Annotated in this window: 18 protein-coding genes; 15 read left to right on the top strand and 3 right to left on the bottom strand. The window is 46.3% G+C overall.

Translation table 11 applies throughout. The annotated features are described in order from the left end of the window. The first annotated feature begins 59 nt into the window (after positions 1-59). The 7 genes from Q4Q50_RS02005 to Q4Q50_RS02035 all read left to right on the top strand — a co-directional run bounded on the left by Q4Q50_RS02005 (position 60) and on the right by Q4Q50_RS02035 (position 7,331). Positions 60-1,757, top strand: coding sequence for an Ada metal-binding domain-containing protein (locus tag Q4Q50_RS02005; protein ID WP_311898104.1), 1,698 nt, complete (start codon positions 60-62; stop codon positions 1,755-1,757). 104 nt (positions 1,758-1,861) lie between these two features. Beyond that, positions 1,862-2,419, top strand: coding sequence for a methylated-DNA--[protein]-cysteine S-methyltransferase (locus tag Q4Q50_RS02010; RefSeq protein ID WP_311898106.1), 558 nt, complete (start codon positions 1,862-1,864; stop codon positions 2,417-2,419). Between the two features lie 47 nt (positions 2,420-2,466). Beyond that, positions 2,467-3,750, top strand: coding sequence for a DEAD/DEAH box helicase (locus Q4Q50_RS02015; RefSeq protein WP_311898108.1), 1,284 nt, complete (start codon positions 2,467-2,469; stop codon positions 3,748-3,750). Between the two features lie 72 nt (positions 3,751-3,822). Then, positions 3,823-4,293, top strand: a complete 471-nt coding sequence (locus Q4Q50_RS02020; protein ID WP_311898110.1) for a phosphatase domain-containing protein — start codon at positions 3,823-3,825, stop codon at positions 4,291-4,293. A 140-nt stretch (positions 4,294-4,433) separates the two neighbouring features. Next, positions 4,434-5,330 carry a chemotaxis protein CheV gene (locus Q4Q50_RS02025; RefSeq protein WP_106650974.1) on the top strand — a complete coding sequence of 299 codons (897 nt, stop codon included), beginning with the start codon at positions 4,434-4,436 and terminating at the stop codon, positions 5,328-5,330. Positions 5,331-5,504: 174 nt separating this feature from the next. After that, positions 5,505-6,731 (top strand): serine/threonine transporter SstT, encoded by a 1,227-nt coding sequence (sstT, locus tag Q4Q50_RS02030; RefSeq protein ID WP_006082286.1) that lies wholly within the window; start codon positions 5,505-5,507, stop codon positions 6,729-6,731. A 75-nt stretch (positions 6,732-6,806) separates the two neighbouring features. Beyond that, positions 6,807-7,331 (top strand): CIA30 family protein, encoded by a 525-nt coding sequence (locus tag Q4Q50_RS02035; protein WP_311898128.1) that lies wholly within the window; start codon positions 6,807-6,809, stop codon positions 7,329-7,331. Positions 7,332-7,538: 207 nt separating this feature from the next. On the opposite strand, the gene Q4Q50_RS02040 is transcribed toward Q4Q50_RS02035, so the two are convergent. Beyond that, complete coding sequence (locus Q4Q50_RS02040) at positions 7,539-8,918, bottom strand: Gfo/Idh/MocA family oxidoreductase (protein ID WP_311898129.1); 1,380 nt, start codon at positions 8,916-8,918, stop codon at positions 7,539-7,541. Between the two features lie 586 nt (positions 8,919-9,504). Between Q4Q50_RS02040 and Q4Q50_RS02045 the strand changes: the two genes are divergently transcribed. The 3 genes from Q4Q50_RS02045 to Q4Q50_RS02055 all read left to right on the top strand — a co-directional run bounded on the left by Q4Q50_RS02045 (position 9,505) and on the right by Q4Q50_RS02055 (position 11,441). Continuing rightward, positions 9,505-9,999, top strand: coding sequence for a DUF4279 domain-containing protein (locus tag Q4Q50_RS02045; protein WP_311898132.1), 495 nt, complete (start codon positions 9,505-9,507; stop codon positions 9,997-9,999). A gap of 143 nt (positions 10,000-10,142) precedes the next feature. Next, positions 10,143-10,610: a DUF3617 domain-containing protein gene (locus tag Q4Q50_RS02050; protein ID WP_311898134.1), complete on the top strand. Its 468-nt coding sequence runs from the start codon at positions 10,143-10,145 to the stop codon at positions 10,608-10,610. A gap of 390 nt (positions 10,611-11,000) precedes the next feature. Beyond that, positions 11,001-11,441: a hypothetical protein gene (locus Q4Q50_RS02055; RefSeq protein ID WP_106650969.1), complete on the top strand. Its 441-nt coding sequence runs from the start codon at positions 11,001-11,003 to the stop codon at positions 11,439-11,441. A 98-nt stretch (positions 11,442-11,539) separates the two neighbouring features. Here the strand turns inward: Q4Q50_RS02055 and Q4Q50_RS02060 are convergent, their stop codons facing one another. Together Q4Q50_RS02060 and Q4Q50_RS02065 are read right to left on the bottom strand one after the other, a co-directional pair. Further along, positions 11,540-12,211 carry an RluA family pseudouridine synthase gene (locus Q4Q50_RS02060; protein ID WP_006085500.1) on the bottom strand — a complete coding sequence of 224 codons (672 nt, stop codon included), beginning with the start codon at positions 12,209-12,211 and terminating at the stop codon, positions 11,540-11,542. Between the two features lie 75 nt (positions 12,212-12,286). Continuing rightward, positions 12,287-12,910: an acyl carrier protein phosphodiesterase gene (locus tag Q4Q50_RS02065; RefSeq protein ID WP_311898137.1), complete on the bottom strand. Its 624-nt coding sequence runs from the start codon at positions 12,908-12,910 to the stop codon at positions 12,287-12,289. A 106-nt stretch (positions 12,911-13,016) separates the two neighbouring features. Between Q4Q50_RS02065 and Q4Q50_RS02070 the strand changes: the two genes are divergently transcribed. The 5 genes from Q4Q50_RS02070 (at position 13,017) to secD (ending at position 17,856) form a co-directional block, all read left to right on the top strand. Then, positions 13,017-13,241, top strand: a complete 225-nt coding sequence (locus tag Q4Q50_RS02070; protein WP_106650967.1) for a hypothetical protein — start codon at positions 13,017-13,019, stop codon at positions 13,239-13,241. 63 nt (positions 13,242-13,304) lie between these two features. After that, positions 13,305-14,342 (top strand): tRNA preQ1(34) S-adenosylmethionine ribosyltransferase-isomerase QueA, encoded by a 1,038-nt coding sequence (gene queA, locus Q4Q50_RS02075; RefSeq protein WP_311890726.1) that lies wholly within the window; start codon positions 13,305-13,307, stop codon positions 14,340-14,342. A gap of 162 nt (positions 14,343-14,504) precedes the next feature. Further along, positions 14,505-15,629, top strand: coding sequence for a tRNA guanosine(34) transglycosylase Tgt (gene tgt, locus Q4Q50_RS02080; RefSeq protein ID WP_106650965.1), 1,125 nt, complete (start codon positions 14,505-14,507; stop codon positions 15,627-15,629). 26 nt (positions 15,630-15,655) lie between these two features. Further along, positions 15,656-15,988 carry a preprotein translocase subunit YajC gene (yajC, locus tag Q4Q50_RS02085; RefSeq protein WP_311898139.1) on the top strand — a complete coding sequence of 111 codons (333 nt, stop codon included), beginning with the start codon at positions 15,656-15,658 and terminating at the stop codon, positions 15,986-15,988. 17 nt (positions 15,989-16,005) lie between these two features. Further along, positions 16,006-17,856, top strand: coding sequence for a protein translocase subunit SecD (gene secD, locus Q4Q50_RS02090; protein WP_311890727.1), 1,851 nt, complete (start codon positions 16,006-16,008; stop codon positions 17,854-17,856). Positions 17,857-17,867 lie beyond the last annotated feature (11 nt).

Raw genomic sequence — 17,867 nt, forward strand, 5'->3', positions numbered from 1 at the left:
TACGTAAAGTAATGAACAAGAAATTAATTGTGAGCGAATATTGTCGGGCGTAGTGAAAAATGAGTACAGATAGAGCGTCTGAGAGTGCGATTAAGCGTGATGAAATAGACTCAGTGCATTCACTGGAATCCAGTGCGGGGCTACTTTCTGCGTCTATTTGCCGTGAGGCTAGGATCAGCCGCGATCCGCGTTTTGATGGTAAGTTTTTTGTGGGCGTATTAACGACGGGCATTTATTGCCGTACCGTGTGTCCCGCCGTCGCGCCAAAAGAGCAGAATGTGCGTTATTTTGATTCGGCCGTGAAAGCCGCACTGGCGGGATTACGCCCGTGTTTGCGTTGTCGGCCCGACAGTGCGCCAGGTTCAAATCCGTGGAAGGGCACAGGCACGACATTGGCGAGGGCCATTAGTTTAATTGAAGCGGGTGCCTTAGCGGGGAAATCATCGGGAGAGCCAGCGTCGACTGTGACACAATTGGCTGACAGATTAGGGATCAGTAGTCGTTATCTCAATAAGCTCTTTACCGAAGGTTTTGGCACTTCGCCTAAACAATATGCCTTATACCGGCAGTTACTGTTTGCAAAACAGCTGCTACATCAAACCCAATTACCTATCACCCAAGTCGCGCTAGCGGCGGGTTTCAACAGTATTCGCCGTTTCAATGAGGCATTTAAGCAAACCTTACAATTGACGCCAACTCAATTAAGAAAGACCGCGTTAACTAAGGCTGCAAAGGAGCCGGTTATTGATTCATCAACAGGATTCGGTGAAATTGATACTTTGGGTGAATTTGTGCCGCACTATGGATTAACTCTATATCAATACTATCGACCACCATTGGATTGGGCATCGCAGCTGGCATTTTATCGCTTACGTGCGGTGACTGGTATGGAATGGTTTACGCAGCAAATCAGTCACCCACAAGCGAGCGATGTAGTGCATGTTGCAGATGATACCCACGTTGCCGCTGAAGCCAAGGCTGACGATAACGGGCTCGAATATGGTCGCTGTTTTGCCATAGGCAAGATGCGCGGCACAGTGCAAATTATCCATGAGCCTAAGCTGAATCGCTTCAAACTTGCGATTGCTTTGACCGAAGATTCCGCCGTCGATGAACTGCAATTGCTGGTCACTGAGGTGCGGCGCATTTTAGATCTCGATGCGGATATGCAGCAGATTGAACAAGGTTTAAGTACGTTACCGAGTTTAGGTTTAACACCGTTTTCGGGACTGCGCATTCCAGGCGCTGGATCTTTATTTGAAGCGGTTTGCCGCGCAATCTTAGGCCAGCAAGTGACGGTGGTGCAGGCGACTAAGTTACTGAATATATTGGTTGAAGCCTATGGCGAGCGCTTTAGTCTCAATGGTCGTGAGTATCGTTTGTTCCCAACACCCGAGGCGATTCGTGAGGCGAGTTTAACTGAGCTTAAAATGCCGGGCGCCCGTAAACTAGCGCTCAATGCGCTCGCGGCGTTTATCTGCGAACATCCTGAGGCAAGTGTCGATGACTGGCTTAGCGTTAAAGGCATAGGTCCTTGGACGATAGCGTATGCCAAACTTCGTGGCTTGGGCGATCCAAACGTGTTTTTGCATTCGGATTTGATTGTTAAAAAGCATTTATTGGCCTTATATATCAAGAACAATAGGTTAGATGAAACGGCAGCCGCGGCAGTGAGCTATCCCAAATTGTGCGAGCAGCTGAGCCAACAAATTGCCCCGTGGGGCAGTTACTTAACCTTTCAGCTTTGGCATCAATAACCATCAAGCCGCATCACATTTAACTGCCAGTTTAAAAAGATGAGTTAGCAGTTCAGTTAAGTACCAAATTAAGATCAAACAAAGAGCAAACGAAGAGACAGATTATGAAACATGCAATTCGTCAATTGAGCCAAGCGCCAAGCATTGCAGAATATCAACCCTGCGCCGTGGATACGTTTATCAGTCCTGCCGGAATATTGCAGTTAAATGCCAATGCCTATGGACTAAGCCATTTAACGGTTGTCGGCTCGGATCGCACTGAGATTGTGCTTGCCAAGGCGAGTGAGGATGCCCTCAATCAAGCTAAGGCGCATATTCGCGAAACTCAGGCGCAGCTCGCGGATTACTTTGCGGGTGAGCGGGTTGAATTTGATTTAAAGCTCGCGCCCAAGGGCACTGAATTTCAGCGCGACGTATGGCAAGCCTTGCTCAATGTAGATTACGGCCAGAGCTGTAGTTATGGGCAGATTGCCGAGCAAATCGGTCGGCCTAAGGCGGTGCGCGCCGTGGGCGCGGCCAATGGTGCCAATCCCATCGCGATTATCGTGCCTTGCCATAGAGTGATAGGCAAAAATGGCAAGTTAACGGGTTACGCCTACGGGCTTGCGATGAAACAGCAGTTGTTAACGCTGGAAACTGACAAGCACTGCCTCGATATTTAAGCTAGAATAGCCGCCTATTAAGATATTGGTGAGCAGTTAAACTTTCTATGACTCAGGCTTCTTCCTCTGCGGCAAGCTTTGCCCAACTCGGCATTATTGCACCTTTGCTAAATCGACTAACCGAATTAGCGTATGTTTCGCCCACACCAGTACAGGCGGCTACGATCCCCGCTGTGCTCGCTGGGCGGGATGTGTTAGCTGGCGCCAATACGGGCTCGGGTAAAACGGCAGCTTTTGCCGTGCCGCTGTTGCAGCAACTTGTTGAAGCAAAAACAGACTATAAGACAGGTGCTTATGTTCGTTGTTTGGTCTTAGTGCCAACCCGTGAGTTAGCCCAGCAAGTCGCTGACAGCTTTCTGTCCTATGCCTCGCATTTGAATGGCAAACTGAAAATTGTCGCTGCGTTTGGCGGTGTGTCAGTCAATGCGCAAATGCAGAGCCTACGCGCTGGTGCCGACGTATTAGTGGCAACGCCGGGCCGTTTGTTAGATCTGTTGTCGAGTAATGCCATCAAACTTAACCGCGTTAGCGCCTTAGTCCTCGATGAAGCTGACCGCATGTTAAGCCTTGGTTTTACAGAAGAATTAGCCAAAGTGCTCGACGCTTTGCCCGCCAAGAAACAAACCTTATTATTCTCAGCGACATTCCCTGAAGAAGTCCGCGAATTAACGGCAAAACTGCTGAATGATCCGCTTGAATACCAATTGCAAAGTGAACAAGAAAGCACGATTCATCAGCGGGTGATTACCGTTAATCGTCCGATGAAAACCGCATTATTGGCGCATCTGATTAAAGAACATCAGTGGTCACAGGCGTTGATTTTTGTGAGTGCTAAAAATACCTGTAATCACTTAGCGCAAAAGTTATCTAAACGTGGGATCAGTGCCGAAGTCTTCCATGGTGATAAAGCCCAAGGCGCACGTACGCGAGTGCTCGATGGGTTTAAAAATGGTGAGATCAGTGTGTTAATCGCCACTGACATTGCCGCCCGTGGTATCGATATCGATAAACTGCCTGTGGTGATCAACTTTGATTTACCAAGAAGCCCTGCGGATTATATGCATCGTATTGGCCGTAGTGGCCGCGCCGGTGAAGCAGGCTTAGCTGTGACCTTGATTTCCCATGAGGATTATCACCACTTTGGCGTGATAGAGAAAAAGAACAAGCTTAAGTTAGTGCGTGAGCAAATTGTCGGTTTTGAAGCCGATGATGAAATGCCAGTCGAACTGTTAGAACAAGCTAAACCTGTCGCCAAGCCCGAAGGTATGGGTAAAAAAAAGCGTAAACAGTTGCCGGCTGCCAATGCTGAATTTTGGGGCAAAAAATCTTAAGTTGTTGGAAACAAGCTATTCTTAGCTTATCTCTGGCGTTCCTTGTCATCTCACTTGTCGTAGGTAAGGTTTATGCAACACTTATTCTGGTTAGTTGAAGGTAAAGTCGCAGGGCGCAGTGGTCCCAATAAAGATCCTTGGGATTTGCAGGTGCTTAAAGAGGCCGGTATTGGTGCTATTTTGTCGGTCAATGGGGGCGAAGGCTGTGAGCCTAGCACCTTTAAAAAGCTCGATTTACGTTACGAATGTATTCCCTTTTCGCGCAATGTGCCGCCCCAAGATGGGGATGTGGCGATTTGTGTCGCTCAATTGCCCAAGGCATTAGCTTTTATCCAACAGTGTGAAGCCGATGGCTTACCTGTGGTGATCCATTGCCGTTCTGGTAAGGATCGCACCAGTCTTATCATGGCCTATTACTTAATGGTCAATGGTGCTGCGCCATTACACGCTGTCAGCCAAGTACGCAGTATTCGCGATATCGCCTTTACTGCCGATGGCTGGGATCAATTCGCCTTTGACGTTTTGTACGCATTACAAGAATAAGCCTTTTTTAGGCGACTTAGAGTCGAACCTATTCATTAATAGGCATAATAGTTTCATTCGTTTGACCTTAGTCATCAAATTTTTACTGTGTTAAGGTTAAGCTATCCGCAGGTTGGTTTTAGTGAGTTATCTATCTAATTATGAAAAGTAAGGCAAGTCAGTCACAGGGATTACTACTGTTTCGGTTATCACAGACTCAAGTGTTTGCCTTAGGCACGTTGAAAGTGCGTGAGCTGGTGCCGTACACACGCCTCAGCAAAATCCCCCAATCTCATCCGACGATTCTGGGGGCTTCAACTATCCGTGGTCATACGATTCCTATCATAGATATGGCGGCGGCGATTGGTTATCGGCCGATTGCTCCTGAAGAGCGGGAAAAGTGCTACATCATCATCACGGATTGTCAGCGGATGATCATTGGTTTCTTGGTGCGCGGTATCGATAAGATTATTGAATGTAACTGGCGTGATATTGAAGCTCCTTCGTCTAGTTTAGGGAAAAATGCCTATTTAACGGGCGTGACACGTTTTGAGGACCAACTGGTACAGTTACTTGACGTTGAACTGTTATTGTCGAAAATCTTCCCCGATGATCCACAGACGAATCGGGCTATTTTGACTGACGTACAACGTGAAAAACTTAAACCTATGAATATCCTTTTAGTGGATGATTCTAAGGTGGCGCGTAAGCAGTTATCCGACGCCCTTGATATGATTAACATTCCTTATCGAGTCACCGCCGACGGTAAAGAAGCGCTAGTTATGATGGAGCAAGCGGCATTGGAACATCACCCGATAGATATTTTGGTGAGTGATATCGAGATGCCGGGACTGGATGGTTACGAATTGGCTTTTGAAGTGCGTGATAATCCACTGACTGCCAAGGCCTACATCATTTTACACACTTCTTTATCCAGCGAAATTAGCGTGAGTCAGGCCCATCAAGTTGGGGCGAATGAAGCACTAACTAAGTTCGATGCCCACGAGTTAATCGACGCTATGTTACGGGGCGCCGATCTCGCCTTAGACAAGCGCTAATCTGGCGCTTGTTAGTTTTTTGTATGCTTTTTGCGGGGCTAGGGTAATTTAGTTAGCTTATTTCCCCGCAAAACTAGACAAGTCCAGTCACATCCTATAAAAACCTTATTGGCCTCATTTCCGAAGGTGCGCGTTGGGGATCTCAACCGAAATATAATAACGATAGGTTAAACCATGAAACAAGAATCATCATTGTTAGCTAAGTTGGCTAATGGCAGTCTCGTAATACAAATCTTTTTGGGGATCATTGCTGGTGTGGTCTTAGCCAGTTTTTCACCGAGTAGCGCGAAAGATATCGCCTTCTTAGGCAGTTTATTCGTTGGGGCATTGAAAGCGATCGCTCCCATCTTAGTATTTATCTTAGTGGCGTCATCGATCGCCAACCAAAAGAAGAATACCCAAACCAATATGCGTCCCATTGTGGTGCTGTACTTATTCGGCACTTTTGCGGCCGCATTAACCGCAGTGCTCCTGAGTTCGATTTTCCCGACTAATTTAGTCTTAGTTGCCGGCGTGGAAGGCACCAGCCCACCACAGGGCATTGGTGAAGTCATCCATACCTTGTTATTCAAACTGGTTGATAATCCGGTGAATGCGTTAATGACGGGCAACTATATTGGTATTCTCGCTTGGGGTGTGGGCTTAGGTTTAGCCTTACATCATGCTACCGATTCGACTAAACAAGTGTTTGCCGATATGAGCCACGGTATTTCACAAATGGTGCGCTTTATTATCCGTTTAGCGCCTATCGGTATTTTTGGTCTCGTTGCGGCGACATTTGCCGAAACCGGTTTTGCGGCGATTGCAGGCTATGCCCAGTTATTGGCCGTGCTATTAGGTGCGATGGCTATTATTGCTTTAGTCGTTAATCCATTGATTGTGTACGTGAAGATTAAACGTAATCCGTATCCGCTGGTATTTCAATGCTTGCGTGAAAGTGGTGTGACGGCGTTTTTTACTCGCTCGAGCGCGGCAAACATTCCGGTGAATATGGCGCTGTGTGAAAAGTTAAAGCTGCATGAAGACACTTATTCCGTTTCTATTCCCTTAGGTGCCACCATCAACATGGGCGGCGCGGCGATCACTATTACCGTATTGACCTTAGCTGCGGCGCATACCTTAGGCATTCAAGTCGATTTACTGACCGCATTACTACTGAGTGTTGTTGCTGCTGTTTCAGCTTGCGGCGCATCGGGTGTGGCGGGTGGTTCATTATTATTGATCCCACTGGCTTGTAGTTTGTTTGGTATTTCTAACGATGTTGCCATGCAAGTGGTCGCTGTTGGCTTTATTATTGGTGTGGTTCAAGATGCAGCCGAAACCGCATTAAATAGTTCAACCGACGTTATCTTTACCGCTGCCGCTTGTGAAGCCGCTGAGAATAAAGCTAAACTGAGTTAACGAGTGCTGTTATTCGTATCGAAAAGTATTATGGAAGCAGTCACTTAGGTGGCTGCTTTTTTTATGGGAGTCGTTATGATCTTTTTTGATTTTAGCCTGCTAGATGCTGCAAAGCCCTGGTATGGAATAAATGACACTGTGATGGGCGGTTTGTCCCGCAGTAAAATGACGGTTTCACCTTTAGGTTATGGTGAGTTTAGTGGCCATGTGTCGCTGGCAAATGGCGGCGGGTTTGCCTCAGTGCGCTGTGAGTTTAGCCCCATAGATGTCAGTGAATTTACTGGGATTTACCTCGAACTCGATGGCGACCGAACTAAAGACTATAAAGTGAATTTAAAGGATGTCGACACACCGCAAAGTACGGTATATCAAGCGCCTATGCCCACGCCAACTCACCAAACCTTTGGTGTGAGTAGTGCCAGAGTATTGAATTGGCAGCGGATTGAAATTCCCTTCAGTGATTTCAAGCCCCAATGTCGGGGTAAACCCATTTCCCGTCCGAATATAGTATTGAGTCAGTTGTGCAGCTTAGGGTTAGTGATTGGTGCCCAGCAAAGTGGCGACTTTTCATTGAAAATCAGAGAAATCGGCTACTACTAGCGTTTGTAGTGAGTTTCTTATGGTGAATTTATTGTCGCGAGTTTCTTACCGCTAAGTGCTTATGGTAGATGGCTTGTTGCTAATGGCGCGGGTCATCTCAAGGCTTAATTGAATAAGAATAAGAAAAAGAAAAAGAAAAAGGATAAGGCCGAGGCACTTATCCTTATGGTGGCGGTGCCAAATAGTGAACTTGGCGAAAGCCGCTGCTTAAGCGCCGACAATCCCTAATGGTTTGGCGGTTTGCCACGCGCCGCGGGTAAAATCAGGGAAGGTGACTGAGTTACTGCGGTCATTGAGTGAATGTTCACTTAAGATATTCACCACCGACCAAGATGCACCATCGTACACATCCTGATCTAAAGCTTCACCATTGCGTAGGCAATAAATCATGCGCCATAGCATCACAAAGTCCATGCCGCCGTGGCCGCCGTTAATTTCAGCCTCTTTGCCTATGCGCTGCCACAATGGGTGATCGTATTTGTCGTACCACTTTTGCATATCCATATCCCACTCGTGATAACTTTGACCAAAGCCACCATTTTCGACGGCGATCCGGTTCGGAAAGCCGGCAAACACGCCATTCGTCCCTTGGATCAAATTATGGCGACTGTAAGGTCTTGGGGTTGTCGTGTCATGCTGGACCATGATGGTTCGGCCCTTAACGGTTTTAATCAGACTAGTGTTGATATCCCCATTGATGTACTTGAGCTGATTACGCTCATGATCGGCGGGAAATTCACGTTTAGCATAGAGCGCACGGCCAAGAGCAGGGGAACTCATCGAGGTTAGATAATCGAATCGGTCACCGCGGTTAATGTTCATATACTGGGATACAGGCCCTAAACCGTGGGTTGGGTATAAGTTGCCGTTACGTTTGGTATGCCAGTAAGTGCGCCATGAGCCTGTCTTATGATCGATCTCCTTCATCTGCCAGCGTAGCTCATGGATATAAGCGGCTTCGCCGTGAAGTAGCTCACCAAATACGCCTTGGCGCACCATGTTGAGCACCATCAGTTCTTCGCGGCCGTAGTTGACGTTCTCCATCATCATGCAGTTTTTCTGAGTGCGCTCAGCGGTATCGACAACTTGCCAGCACTCCTCAACCGTGAGCGCCATTGGCACCTCAACAAAGGCATGTTTGCCGCTCTCCATGGTTTCGATTGCCATAGGCGCGTGCCATTCCCACGGGGTCGAAATAATCACAATATCGATATCATCACGGCTCAGCAGATCGCGATAGCTCAGATCATTACCTGTATAGATAGCCGGTGTTGGTCGATTTTGTTTAACGATATGATCCACGGCCCTGTCGACTACCGCTTGATGGGTATCACAAATGGCTTTGAGTTCAACGCCCTCTAGATGACAGAATTGCTCGACATGGCTAAAACCCCGCTCGCCAACACCGATAAAGCCGACTCGAACCACGTCCATCTTAGGTGCTATGAGTCCGATAACGGATTTACCCACTTGCGGTTTAGGGGCGACGCTACTGGCGTAGGCATTGAGAGCAATATTGGCAGTAACGAGTCCTGCAGTAGCGGCACCTGCGGCCTTAAGAAAATTACGACGATGAATGTTATGCATAGCGCTTCCTGCTTTATTTTTGTTTTGTAGGGATATTGAAATATCACTTGGTCTTATTTGTACGGTAATTCATTTATGGGTTATATCAGAAACCCCATTCAAATTGGCAATAAAGATGTAACAAGCTCCTATAAGTCCATTTAGTATGAAACGCGTAACATTGTTGGCTTGATGTAAAATTAAAAAAAAACAATTGCTTGAGTTATTTTTGTTGCGAGTTCATCAATATGATCAAAGCAAACTAAAAAACGAAATTGGACAATATGTGGAGCATATTCATACCAAAGGATTGAGTTTTAGATTTGTAGAAATAACGCTACATCCCCCCTTGTGCTTAACTCTTCATCAAGAGTCGTAGAAACTGGAAGAGATACAATCGTATCTAAATTGCTTGTTAGTGCTTTCTGTCAATACACGTGCGTGTTATCTCAAACATCTAAATCTAAAAATATTTAAAATTAAACACTGAGAGGTTACCGTTTTAGGATAATAGGTCTGGAAAACGCGCATGCGTGTCTTTCTGATGGATTCTTGTATATGAAAAGCGGTATAAAGCTGATAACTTCCAGTTAATACAGGTAGTTAAGTGTGCACGTTTTTATTTTTCTATGGACGCCAACGCTACGCTGCATTGGTGTTTTTTAGCTCAGCATTAGGGCCTTTTATGGGTGCATTTGAATATTCACAAGCCACTCTTCGGATCTTCGGGGATGATTTGATACCTGAAGACGTATCAAATTTACTTGGTGGTACAGCAACTAAAAGTAAAAAGAAAGGTGATGAAGATGTCAGCAAAATCAGCGGAAAAGTGCGGATTGCCAAAACGGGTAGCTGGGATTTTCAGGCTAAAAAGAGAGAGCCAGAAGACCTAAACGCGCAGATTGAAGCAATTTTATCCCAGCTAACAAGTGACTTAGCGATATGGGAAAAGCTTTACCAAAGCTACAAAGTTGACATGTTCTGCGGCTTGTTTATGGGCAATTGGAATGATGGTTTGAGCTTGTCACCTGAAATCATGCTGGCACTTGGTCAACGTGGAATTGTTTTAAGTTTAGATGTTTATAGTGGGTCGGACTATTAAGATGGTTGTCGCCTCTAAAAACAAATGTTAACGCCAGCAAAAGTGCTGGCTGCGACGTCAACCCGCTGCACGGCTTTGCGTGCTAAATTTGGGCGCTAGGCACTAAAACCTTACTTGTTTTTCATTAATTAAAGGAATAATAAATGACCCACCTAATTACTAAAGTGATGTTAACTGGACTCATAGTGGCATCAACTCATCTTCACGCTGAAAACTACGACTTCAAACCGGGTTTATGGGAAACCATTTGGAAATCCGAAATAGTAGAAATAGACGCACCTCCTGAAATGGAGAAAATGATGCGGAGCATGTCCAAAAGGCCTGATTACACGGAAACTGAATGCATAAATGACATCGCCTCTGCATTTGATTTGGAGCCTGAAGAAAATGAAGGCGAAGAATGTCAAACCAACAGCAATTGGATCAGTGCTAACAAAATGGTGTTTGAAACATCATGCACTAGTCCTGATGGTGCATCTAAAACAGTGGGTGAAATGCATTTCAATGGGAAAACGTCCACTTCTAAGCTTGAAGTGACAATCTCTGAAGAGGCAATGAAAATCAAGTCGAAACTCGTTGGCAATGGAAAATATATTGGCGCTTGTGACTAAGTGCCATACAAGCTCTTCAACTTAACGCATAACGGTTAATAAGGATATTATGAGGACTGTTAGTAATATAAAAGGGATTTATTGAACTTTCGCTGGCATTGCCAGTTGGTCTGTATTGTGTATGGCTGCCGTTCCATTGTATCGACGTTTAAACAGCGTGGCGCTCTCATTCAACTCGCTAGATAAGTCTTTTAGCTGCCTTTACTTTAGCGATAAGTAAATAGTGATAAAGATCGCGTTTTTATTTGTAGATTGAGCTACACTGCCGATTAATTAGTCAAAGGTATTTATCTTTTATATTTTAAACATTTAGCAAATTTAAGTTAACCATAAAGTTACATTTGACGGGCGGTTTGAAGTAATTTGCTGTAGTGGGGAGTAAAGCGTTAAATGGGTTCTATGCTTAATGTACTACCACAACTGACATTCACTTTAGGTGATTGGGTATTGCATAAGGATATCAGGATGTCTGGGATTGAAAAACGCCGTCGCCTTCATTGGCGGGAGACAGATATGCAAAATCGTGAAATTATTGGTCGTTGGTTAGATGGGCGTCCTTTATTGGGTGACAAAATTACCCTCTATAAAGAAGACGGAAAATATTTTTTAGAAACTTGGTTTAGCGATGGCTGCCATAGTTTAGATGAAGTCTATATGTCGCCAACCGCTGAAGGCCATAAGCTGGAAGATGTGGGCGGTAATTTCTTTGGTGAATTCTTTATCGTGACACAGTCGCAGCAATTACAATTTTGTAATGAGCAGGGCTGTTATTTCCAAGCGGATAAATTAGCCGCCGATGCCGATTTTGCGCAAGGCATACGCGTCGCCTAAAAGGCAACAATCGAATCCGTAAATAACTAAGGTCGCATTTTAGCTCAGTGCTAAGTCGCGACCTTTTGCTTTTATGGGGTTGCAGCTATTGGATTGAGTTATTCGCTAAAGGGATGTTTGCTGCTAAAAAACAGCGGTTTAGCCGAATAGGGATGAGTCAGACTTAAGCTTTGTGCATGTAAGCATAAACGCGGCGCGGCTTTGATAACCTCGGCATCACCGTAAAACTCATCACCTAAAATCGCATGTCCTAGGGCGAGCATATGCACACGTAATTGATGAGTACGGCCGGTTTCTGGCGAAAGCTCGACTAAGGTGCTGTTTTCTCTGCGTTCTAGTACACGGTAGTAGGTGAGTGCGCTTTTACCGCCAGTTTCTCCTGCTTGCAGTGTCTTTTGATAGGGTGGATGCTCAGTGTCTGGTGCAATCGCGAGGTCAATCATGCCCTGTTCCTGCGGCACATGTCCCATCACTTCGGCAATATAGACTTTCTTACTCTGCCTATCTTGAAACTGCGTTTTTAAATGCGACTCGGCTTTTTTATTACGGGCGAACACCATAATGCCCGAGGTTGCGCAGTCGAGCCGATGCACTAAAATCGTTTCTGGATAAAGGGTTTGTAAGCGGGTTAATGCGCAATCGAAGGTGTGAGCCGCTCGACCCGGATTCGACAATAAGCCCGAAGGTTTATTGATGATAATCAGATCTCTATCTTTATAGCGGATGTCTAGCCAAGGAACTGCTGGGGGCTGGTAATCAAATATCTGCATTTTGTCCTCATTTTTGCGCGGCCATACTAGCAAAATTTACGCAGGCACACAGCATAATCTCATGCTCGCTTATTCCTAGAGGGAGGAAGGCAAATATTCTGCAGGTGTTTTACGGCTCAAGATACGGGTATAAGCCATCAGCTGCGGATAAAAAGTGCGGAATGCGGTTTCGATTTCGATCTGCATTTTATTGACGACTTTATGGGCATCTTTAAACAGTGCGGCTTGCGGATGCTGTTTTGCCACTTGTGCTAAGGCGTGTTGTAAGCCTTTTTCTGTGGTGTAGCTGCCGAGCCAATCGGCGCTGCGCATGGCGGGCAAGAGCTTAGCAAGTGCTTCTGGATGGTACGGGTCTAAACCTTGGACGGCGAAAGTATCTAACGCATCATAGGCCTTGCGGCTGAATTCATCTAAAGGTTGGTGATGATATTCTTCCCAATAATAAGCTAAATAGTGATCGAAACTCACGGCCATGAGTTCTGCTGCTATGCTTCTTAAAGGCGCAGGGAAAGCTTCCATTAATTCAATTGTGAGTTCGTGGCTGCTGCAGAGATTATTAATCTCTTGGTTTAACCATAGCGCTTGGCGTAACTCAATTGGAGCTTGTGCAATTGGCGCTTGAATATAGTTACCCGCCACATTGGCGGCAAGATGCGTTTTACTGATGTCGGCGAGATGTAAGTGTGTAAGAAAGTTCATATTTTGTACTTGGTTAACCACGTCGGTTCACGGTATCATGCGCAAGCGCGCTTAGGAAAGCACGGAAGCTAAAAATGCAGTATTTTTTCACTTTTTAGGATCATGGATGATGTGGAACTGGTTTATAAAGATGCTTGGTCGAGACGAGCAGCCCAAACGTAAAAAAGTGTTAGTGGATATTCCCTTCGAACAACACCGCTTTAGCATGGATGATTTCAGCCGTTCGCGGCTTAAATTCGATGCCGATGACAATTTGCCCCAAGATGGCGTTAAACCTATTAGCGTCAAACCTATGGTTCCTGAGCAAGAAGTGGACGCTGGCAATAAGTAATCTTGATATTCTTGGCCTCTAACCATAGACTAGCCGCCGTTCTAAGCTACCTAGAGGCCAATCATGCGCGTTGCAGACTTTTCTTTCGATCTCCCCGATGAGCTGATCGCTCGTTATCCTATGGCGCAGCGTAATGCATCACGTCTGTTAACCTTAGACGGCAATTCTGGCGCCTTAGGCGACAAACAATTTACCGATCTGCTGGGGATGATTAATCCCGGCGATTTAATGGTGTTCAACAATACCCGAGTGATCCCCGCGCGTATGTTTGGCCAAAAGGCCAGCGGCGGTAAGTTAGAAATTTTAGTTGAGCGTATGCTCGATGATAAGCGCATCCTCGCCCACGTTCGCAGCTCTAAATCGCCGAAAGTCGATTCGTTAATTCTGCTCGACGGTGGCTATCAAATGAAGATGGTCGCCCGTCACGATACCTTATTTGAACTCGAGTTGTTATCCGAGTTGACCATTCTAGAGGTGCTCGAAGCCGTAGGGCATATGCCGCTACCGCCTTATATCGACAGACCCGATGAAGATGCCGACAAAGAGCGTTATCAAACCGTGTATAACCAAAACCCAGGCGCCGTTGCCGCGCCAACGGCGGGGTTACATTTTGACGATGCCATGCTCGATGCATTAAAGGCCAAGGGTGTGAATGTCGCGTTTGTGACTTTGCATGTAGGCGCGGGCACCTTTCAACCCGTGCGCGTCGATACCATTCTTGAGCACAAGATGCATTCAGAGTGGGCCAATGTGCCGCAGGATGTGGTTGATTTAATCGCGCAAACCAAAGCGGCGGGTAAACGTGTCGTGGCCGTCGGCACAACATCTGTACGTTCCTTAGAAAGTGCGGCGCGCGCCAGCCAAGGTGAACTCAAAGCCTTTAGCGGCGATACCGATATCTTTATTTATCCTGGTTATCAATTCCAAGTGGTCGATGCCATGGTGACGAACTTTCATCTGCCCGAATCGACTCTCATCATGTTAGTCAGCGCATTTGCCGGTTTTGATCATGTTATGGCGGCGTATCAACATGCTATCGCGCAAAAATATCGCTTTTTTAGCTATGGTGATGCCATGTTTGTGACGAAAAAAGCCCACTAGACCAAGATTTTGTTTTAAAATAGCCGCCCAAAGTGAGTATGGGCGGCAACTTTTTTTCGTCAAAAGGTTGAACCTTTTAACGCTGTCCCCATCTCTATTGTTAATCAAAATGGCATTAGCCATTAAAAATGTAGTCAGACTGTTTATCTGGCGAGGTGAATTATGAAATTTGAATTAGACACTACCGACGGCCGTGCGCGCCGTGGTCGGTTGATTTTTGACCGTGGCACAGTAGAAACCCCCGCATTTATGCCTGTTGGAACCTACGGCACAGTTAAAGGTATGACGCCAGAAGAAGTACGTGCTACAGGCGCGGACATTTTGCTCGGTAACACTTTCCATTTATGGTTGCGCCCAGGCGAAGAAATCATGCGAAAGCACGGTGACTTGCATGATTTTATGAACTGGCAGCGTCCGATTTTAACGGATTCGGGTGGTTTCCAAGTATTCAGTCTTGGCGATATCCGTAAGATCACCGAAGAAGGTGTGCATTTCCGTTCACCAATCAATGGCGAGAAAATCTTCTTAGATCCTGAAAAATCAATGCAAATCCAAGATGCATTGGGCAGCGATGTGGTGATGATTTTTGACGAATGTACGCCGTATCCCGCGACTGAAGATGAAGCGCGTAAGTCAATGCAGATGTCGCTGCGTTGGGCCAAACGTTCGCGTGATGAATTTGACCGTTTAGAGAACCCTAACTCTCTATTCGGCATTATTCAGGGCGGTGTGTATGAAGATTTACGCGACGAAAGCTTAAAAGGCTTAGTCGATATCGGTTTCGACGGTTATGCCGTCGGTGGTTTGGCCGTAGGAGAGCCTAAAGCAGATATGCATCGTATTCTTGAGCATATTTGCCCGCAAATACCTGCTGACAAACCTCGCTATCTGATGGGGGTCGGTAAACCAGAAGATTTAGTTGAAGGGGTACGTCGTGGTGTTGACATGTTTGACTGTGTAATGCCAACCCGTAATGCCCGCAACGGTCATCTGTTTACGAGTGAAGGTGTGATCAAAATACGCAATGCGCGTCATAGAGATGACACGTCACCACTCGATACTAAGTGTGATTGTTATACCTGTAAAAATTATTCACGGGCGTACCTTTACCACTTAGATCGTTGTAATGAGATTCTGGGTGCGCGTTTAAACACCATTCACAACTTGAGATACTATCAAATGTTAATGGAAGGTTTGCGCGGTGCGATTGAGACGGGTACATTAGACGCCTTTGTGGCGGACTTCTATACCAGTCAAGGTCGCGAAGTACCAGAGTTAGTCGATTGATTTTTTGCTAATAAGAAGAGAAAACTATGTTTATTTCAAATGCATATGCAAGCGCTGCCGGCGCACCACAAGGTGGCGGCACGATGGAACTGATTTTCATGCTGGCGATTTTCGGCCTGATTTTCTATTTCATGATTTTCCGTCCGCAATCAAAACGCGTTAAAGAGCACAAAAATCTGATGTATTCACTTGGCAAAGGTGATGAAGTGCTGACCAGTGGTGGGATTTTAGGCAAGATTGCAAAAATCAGCGACGAAAGCGATTACGTGTTACTGAGCTTAAACGACACAACACAAATCACGATCAAAAAAGACTATATTGCAGCTGTATTGCCTAAGGGCTCTATCCAGTCGTTGTAAGCCAAGAGGGCTCAGGCGTGTTAAATAAATACCCAATGTGGAAAAACATTATGGTGATGCTCGTCATTGCCATAGGTTGTTTCTATGCCGTACCGAACCTATTTGGTGAAGATCATGCGGTGCAAGTGGTGGCGACTCGAGGTGCTGAAGTCACGGCATCAACCCAAGCCAGTGTGAACGAGCTGTTAGCCAGTAAGGGCATTGCGGTAAAGCGCTCTGAGCTTGAAAAAGGTCAGTTGTTGGTCCGTGTGCAAAATGCGGATCAACAGCTACTTGCGAAAGAAGTGATTGCTGACAGCTTAGGCGACAAGTTTACTGTGGCGCTCAACTTAGCCCCAGCGACACCTAAGTGGCTTGAGTCAATGGGCGGTAGCCCAATGAAACTCGGTCTTGACCTTCGCGGCGGTGTGCATTTCTTGATGGAAGTGGACATGGGCGAAGCGATTCGCAAAATGGAAGAGGCTAAAATTGCCGATTTCCGTTCGCAATTACGTGAAGAAAAAATCCGTTACGCGGGCATTCGCAATAATGCTCAAGGAATCGAGATTAAATTCCGTGATGGCGAAAGTTTAGCCAGTGCCGAACGTTTCCTAAAATCTCGCAGCAACGATATGGTGTTCACCGATGTGAGCAAGGGCGAAGATTTTGCCCTGCAAGCTGTGATGAGTGACGTGTATCTTAAGCAGATTAAAGAAGAAGCACTGCAACAAAACATTACTACCATTCGTAACCGTGTAAACGAGTTAGGTGTGGCAGAGCCTGTAGTACAACGTCAAGGCGCCGAGCGCATTATCGTTGAGCTGCCAGGTGTGCAAGATACGGCTCGCGCCAAGGAAATCTTAGGTGCAACCGCATCGATTGAATTCCACATGGTCGATGACAAAGCCGATCCTAATGCTGCGCAATCTGGCCGTTTACCAGCGGGTTCTGAAGTGTACCAGCGCCGCGAAGGTGGCACTGTGATATTGAAGAAAGAAGTGATGTTGACCGGTGATCATATCACGGGCGCACAACCTAGCTTTGACCAGTACAGTCGTCCACAAGTTAGCATCAACCTTGATGCGAAAGGCGGCACCATTTTCTCTGACGTGACCAAAGACAACATAGGCAAGCCTATGGCGACATTGTTCATCGAATATAAAGACAGTGGTGAGCGCAATGCCGACGGCAGCGTTAAGATGCAGAAAATCCAAGAAGTGATTTCTGTTGCGACCATTCAAGCGCGTTTAGGCCGTAACTTTGTGATCACTGGCTTAAGCCATGGTGAAGCACAAAACCTCGCGCTATTACTGCGTGCTGGTGCCTTGATTGCCCCAGTGTCGATTGTTGAAGAACGTACCATTGGTCCAAGCTTAGGTGCTGAGAATATTCAAAACGGTGTGCAAGCTATGGTCTGGGGTATGGCGGTTGTCTTACTCTTTATGCTGGTTTACTACCGTGGCTTTGGTCTTATCGCCAACATAGCGCTAACCGCAAACTTAGTCATGGTGGTGGGCGTAATGTCTATGATCCCTGGCGCAGTGTTAACCCTACCGGGTATTGCCGGTATGGTGTTGACTGTGGGTATGGCTGTTGACGGTAACGTGCTGATCTATGAGCGTATCCGTGAAGAATTACGTGCGGGCCGTAGCGTCCAGCAGGCCATCCATGAAGGCTATGGCAATGCATTCTCCACCATCGCCGATGCGAACATCACCACTTTCCTAACGGCGCTGATTTTGTTTGCCGTAGGTACAGGCGCTGTTAAAGGCTTCGCGGTGACCTTGATGATAGGTATTGCGACTTCCATGTTTACCGCAATCGTGGGTACTCGCTCAATCGTTAACGCGATTTGGGGTGGTAAGCGCGTGAAGACTCTGTCTATCTAAGGGGAAGTGAC

Origin of the sequence: Shewanella scandinavica (assembly GCF_031932065.1) — a bacterium.
GTDB lineage: Bacteria > Pseudomonadota > Gammaproteobacteria > Enterobacterales > Shewanellaceae > Shewanella > Shewanella baltica.

Excerpts from the sequence above, each read along its gene's own strand:
- Q4Q50_RS02035 (WP_311898128.1), top strand. The coding sequence starts at position 6,807 with ATGATCTTTTTTGATTTTAGCCTGCTAGATGCTGCAAAGCCCTGGTAT.
- yajC (WP_311898139.1), top strand. The coding sequence starts at position 15,656 with ATGTTTATTTCAAATGCATATGCAAGCGCTGCCGGCGCACCACAAGGT.
- Q4Q50_RS02060 (WP_006085500.1), bottom strand. The coding sequence starts at position 12,211 with ATGCAGATATTTGATTACCAGCCCCCAGCAGTTCCTTGGCTAGACATC.
- sstT (WP_006082286.1), top strand. The coding sequence starts at position 5,505 with ATGAAACAAGAATCATCATTGTTAGCTAAGTTGGCTAATGGCAGTCTC.
- Q4Q50_RS02055 (WP_106650969.1), top strand. The coding sequence starts at position 11,001 with ATGGGTTCTATGCTTAATGTACTACCACAACTGACATTCACTTTAGGT.
- Q4Q50_RS02020 (WP_311898110.1), top strand. The coding sequence starts at position 3,823 with ATGCAACACTTATTCTGGTTAGTTGAAGGTAAAGTCGCAGGGCGCAGT.
- queA (WP_311890726.1), top strand. The coding sequence starts at position 13,305 with ATGCGCGTTGCAGACTTTTCTTTCGATCTCCCCGATGAGCTGATCGCT.
- tgt (WP_106650965.1), top strand. The coding sequence starts at position 14,505 with ATGAAATTTGAATTAGACACTACCGACGGCCGTGCGCGCCGTGGTCGG.
- Q4Q50_RS02025 (WP_106650974.1), top strand. The coding sequence starts at position 4,434 with ATGAAAAGTAAGGCAAGTCAGTCACAGGGATTACTACTGTTTCGGTTA.
- Q4Q50_RS02010 (WP_311898106.1), top strand. The coding sequence starts at position 1,862 with ATGAAACATGCAATTCGTCAATTGAGCCAAGCGCCAAGCATTGCAGAA.
- Q4Q50_RS02065 (WP_311898137.1), bottom strand. The coding sequence starts at position 12,910 with ATGAACTTTCTTACACACTTACATCTCGCCGACATCAGTAAAACGCAT.
- Q4Q50_RS02040 (WP_311898129.1), bottom strand. The coding sequence starts at position 8,918 with ATGCATAACATTCATCGTCGTAATTTTCTTAAGGCCGCAGGTGCCGCT.
- Q4Q50_RS02005 (WP_311898104.1), top strand. The coding sequence starts at position 60 with ATGAGTACAGATAGAGCGTCTGAGAGTGCGATTAAGCGTGATGAAATA.
- Q4Q50_RS02050 (WP_311898134.1), top strand. The coding sequence starts at position 10,143 with ATGACCCACCTAATTACTAAAGTGATGTTAACTGGACTCATAGTGGCA.
- Q4Q50_RS02015 (WP_311898108.1), top strand. The coding sequence starts at position 2,467 with ATGACTCAGGCTTCTTCCTCTGCGGCAAGCTTTGCCCAACTCGGCATT.
- Q4Q50_RS02070 (WP_106650967.1), top strand. The coding sequence starts at position 13,017 with ATGATGTGGAACTGGTTTATAAAGATGCTTGGTCGAGACGAGCAGCCC.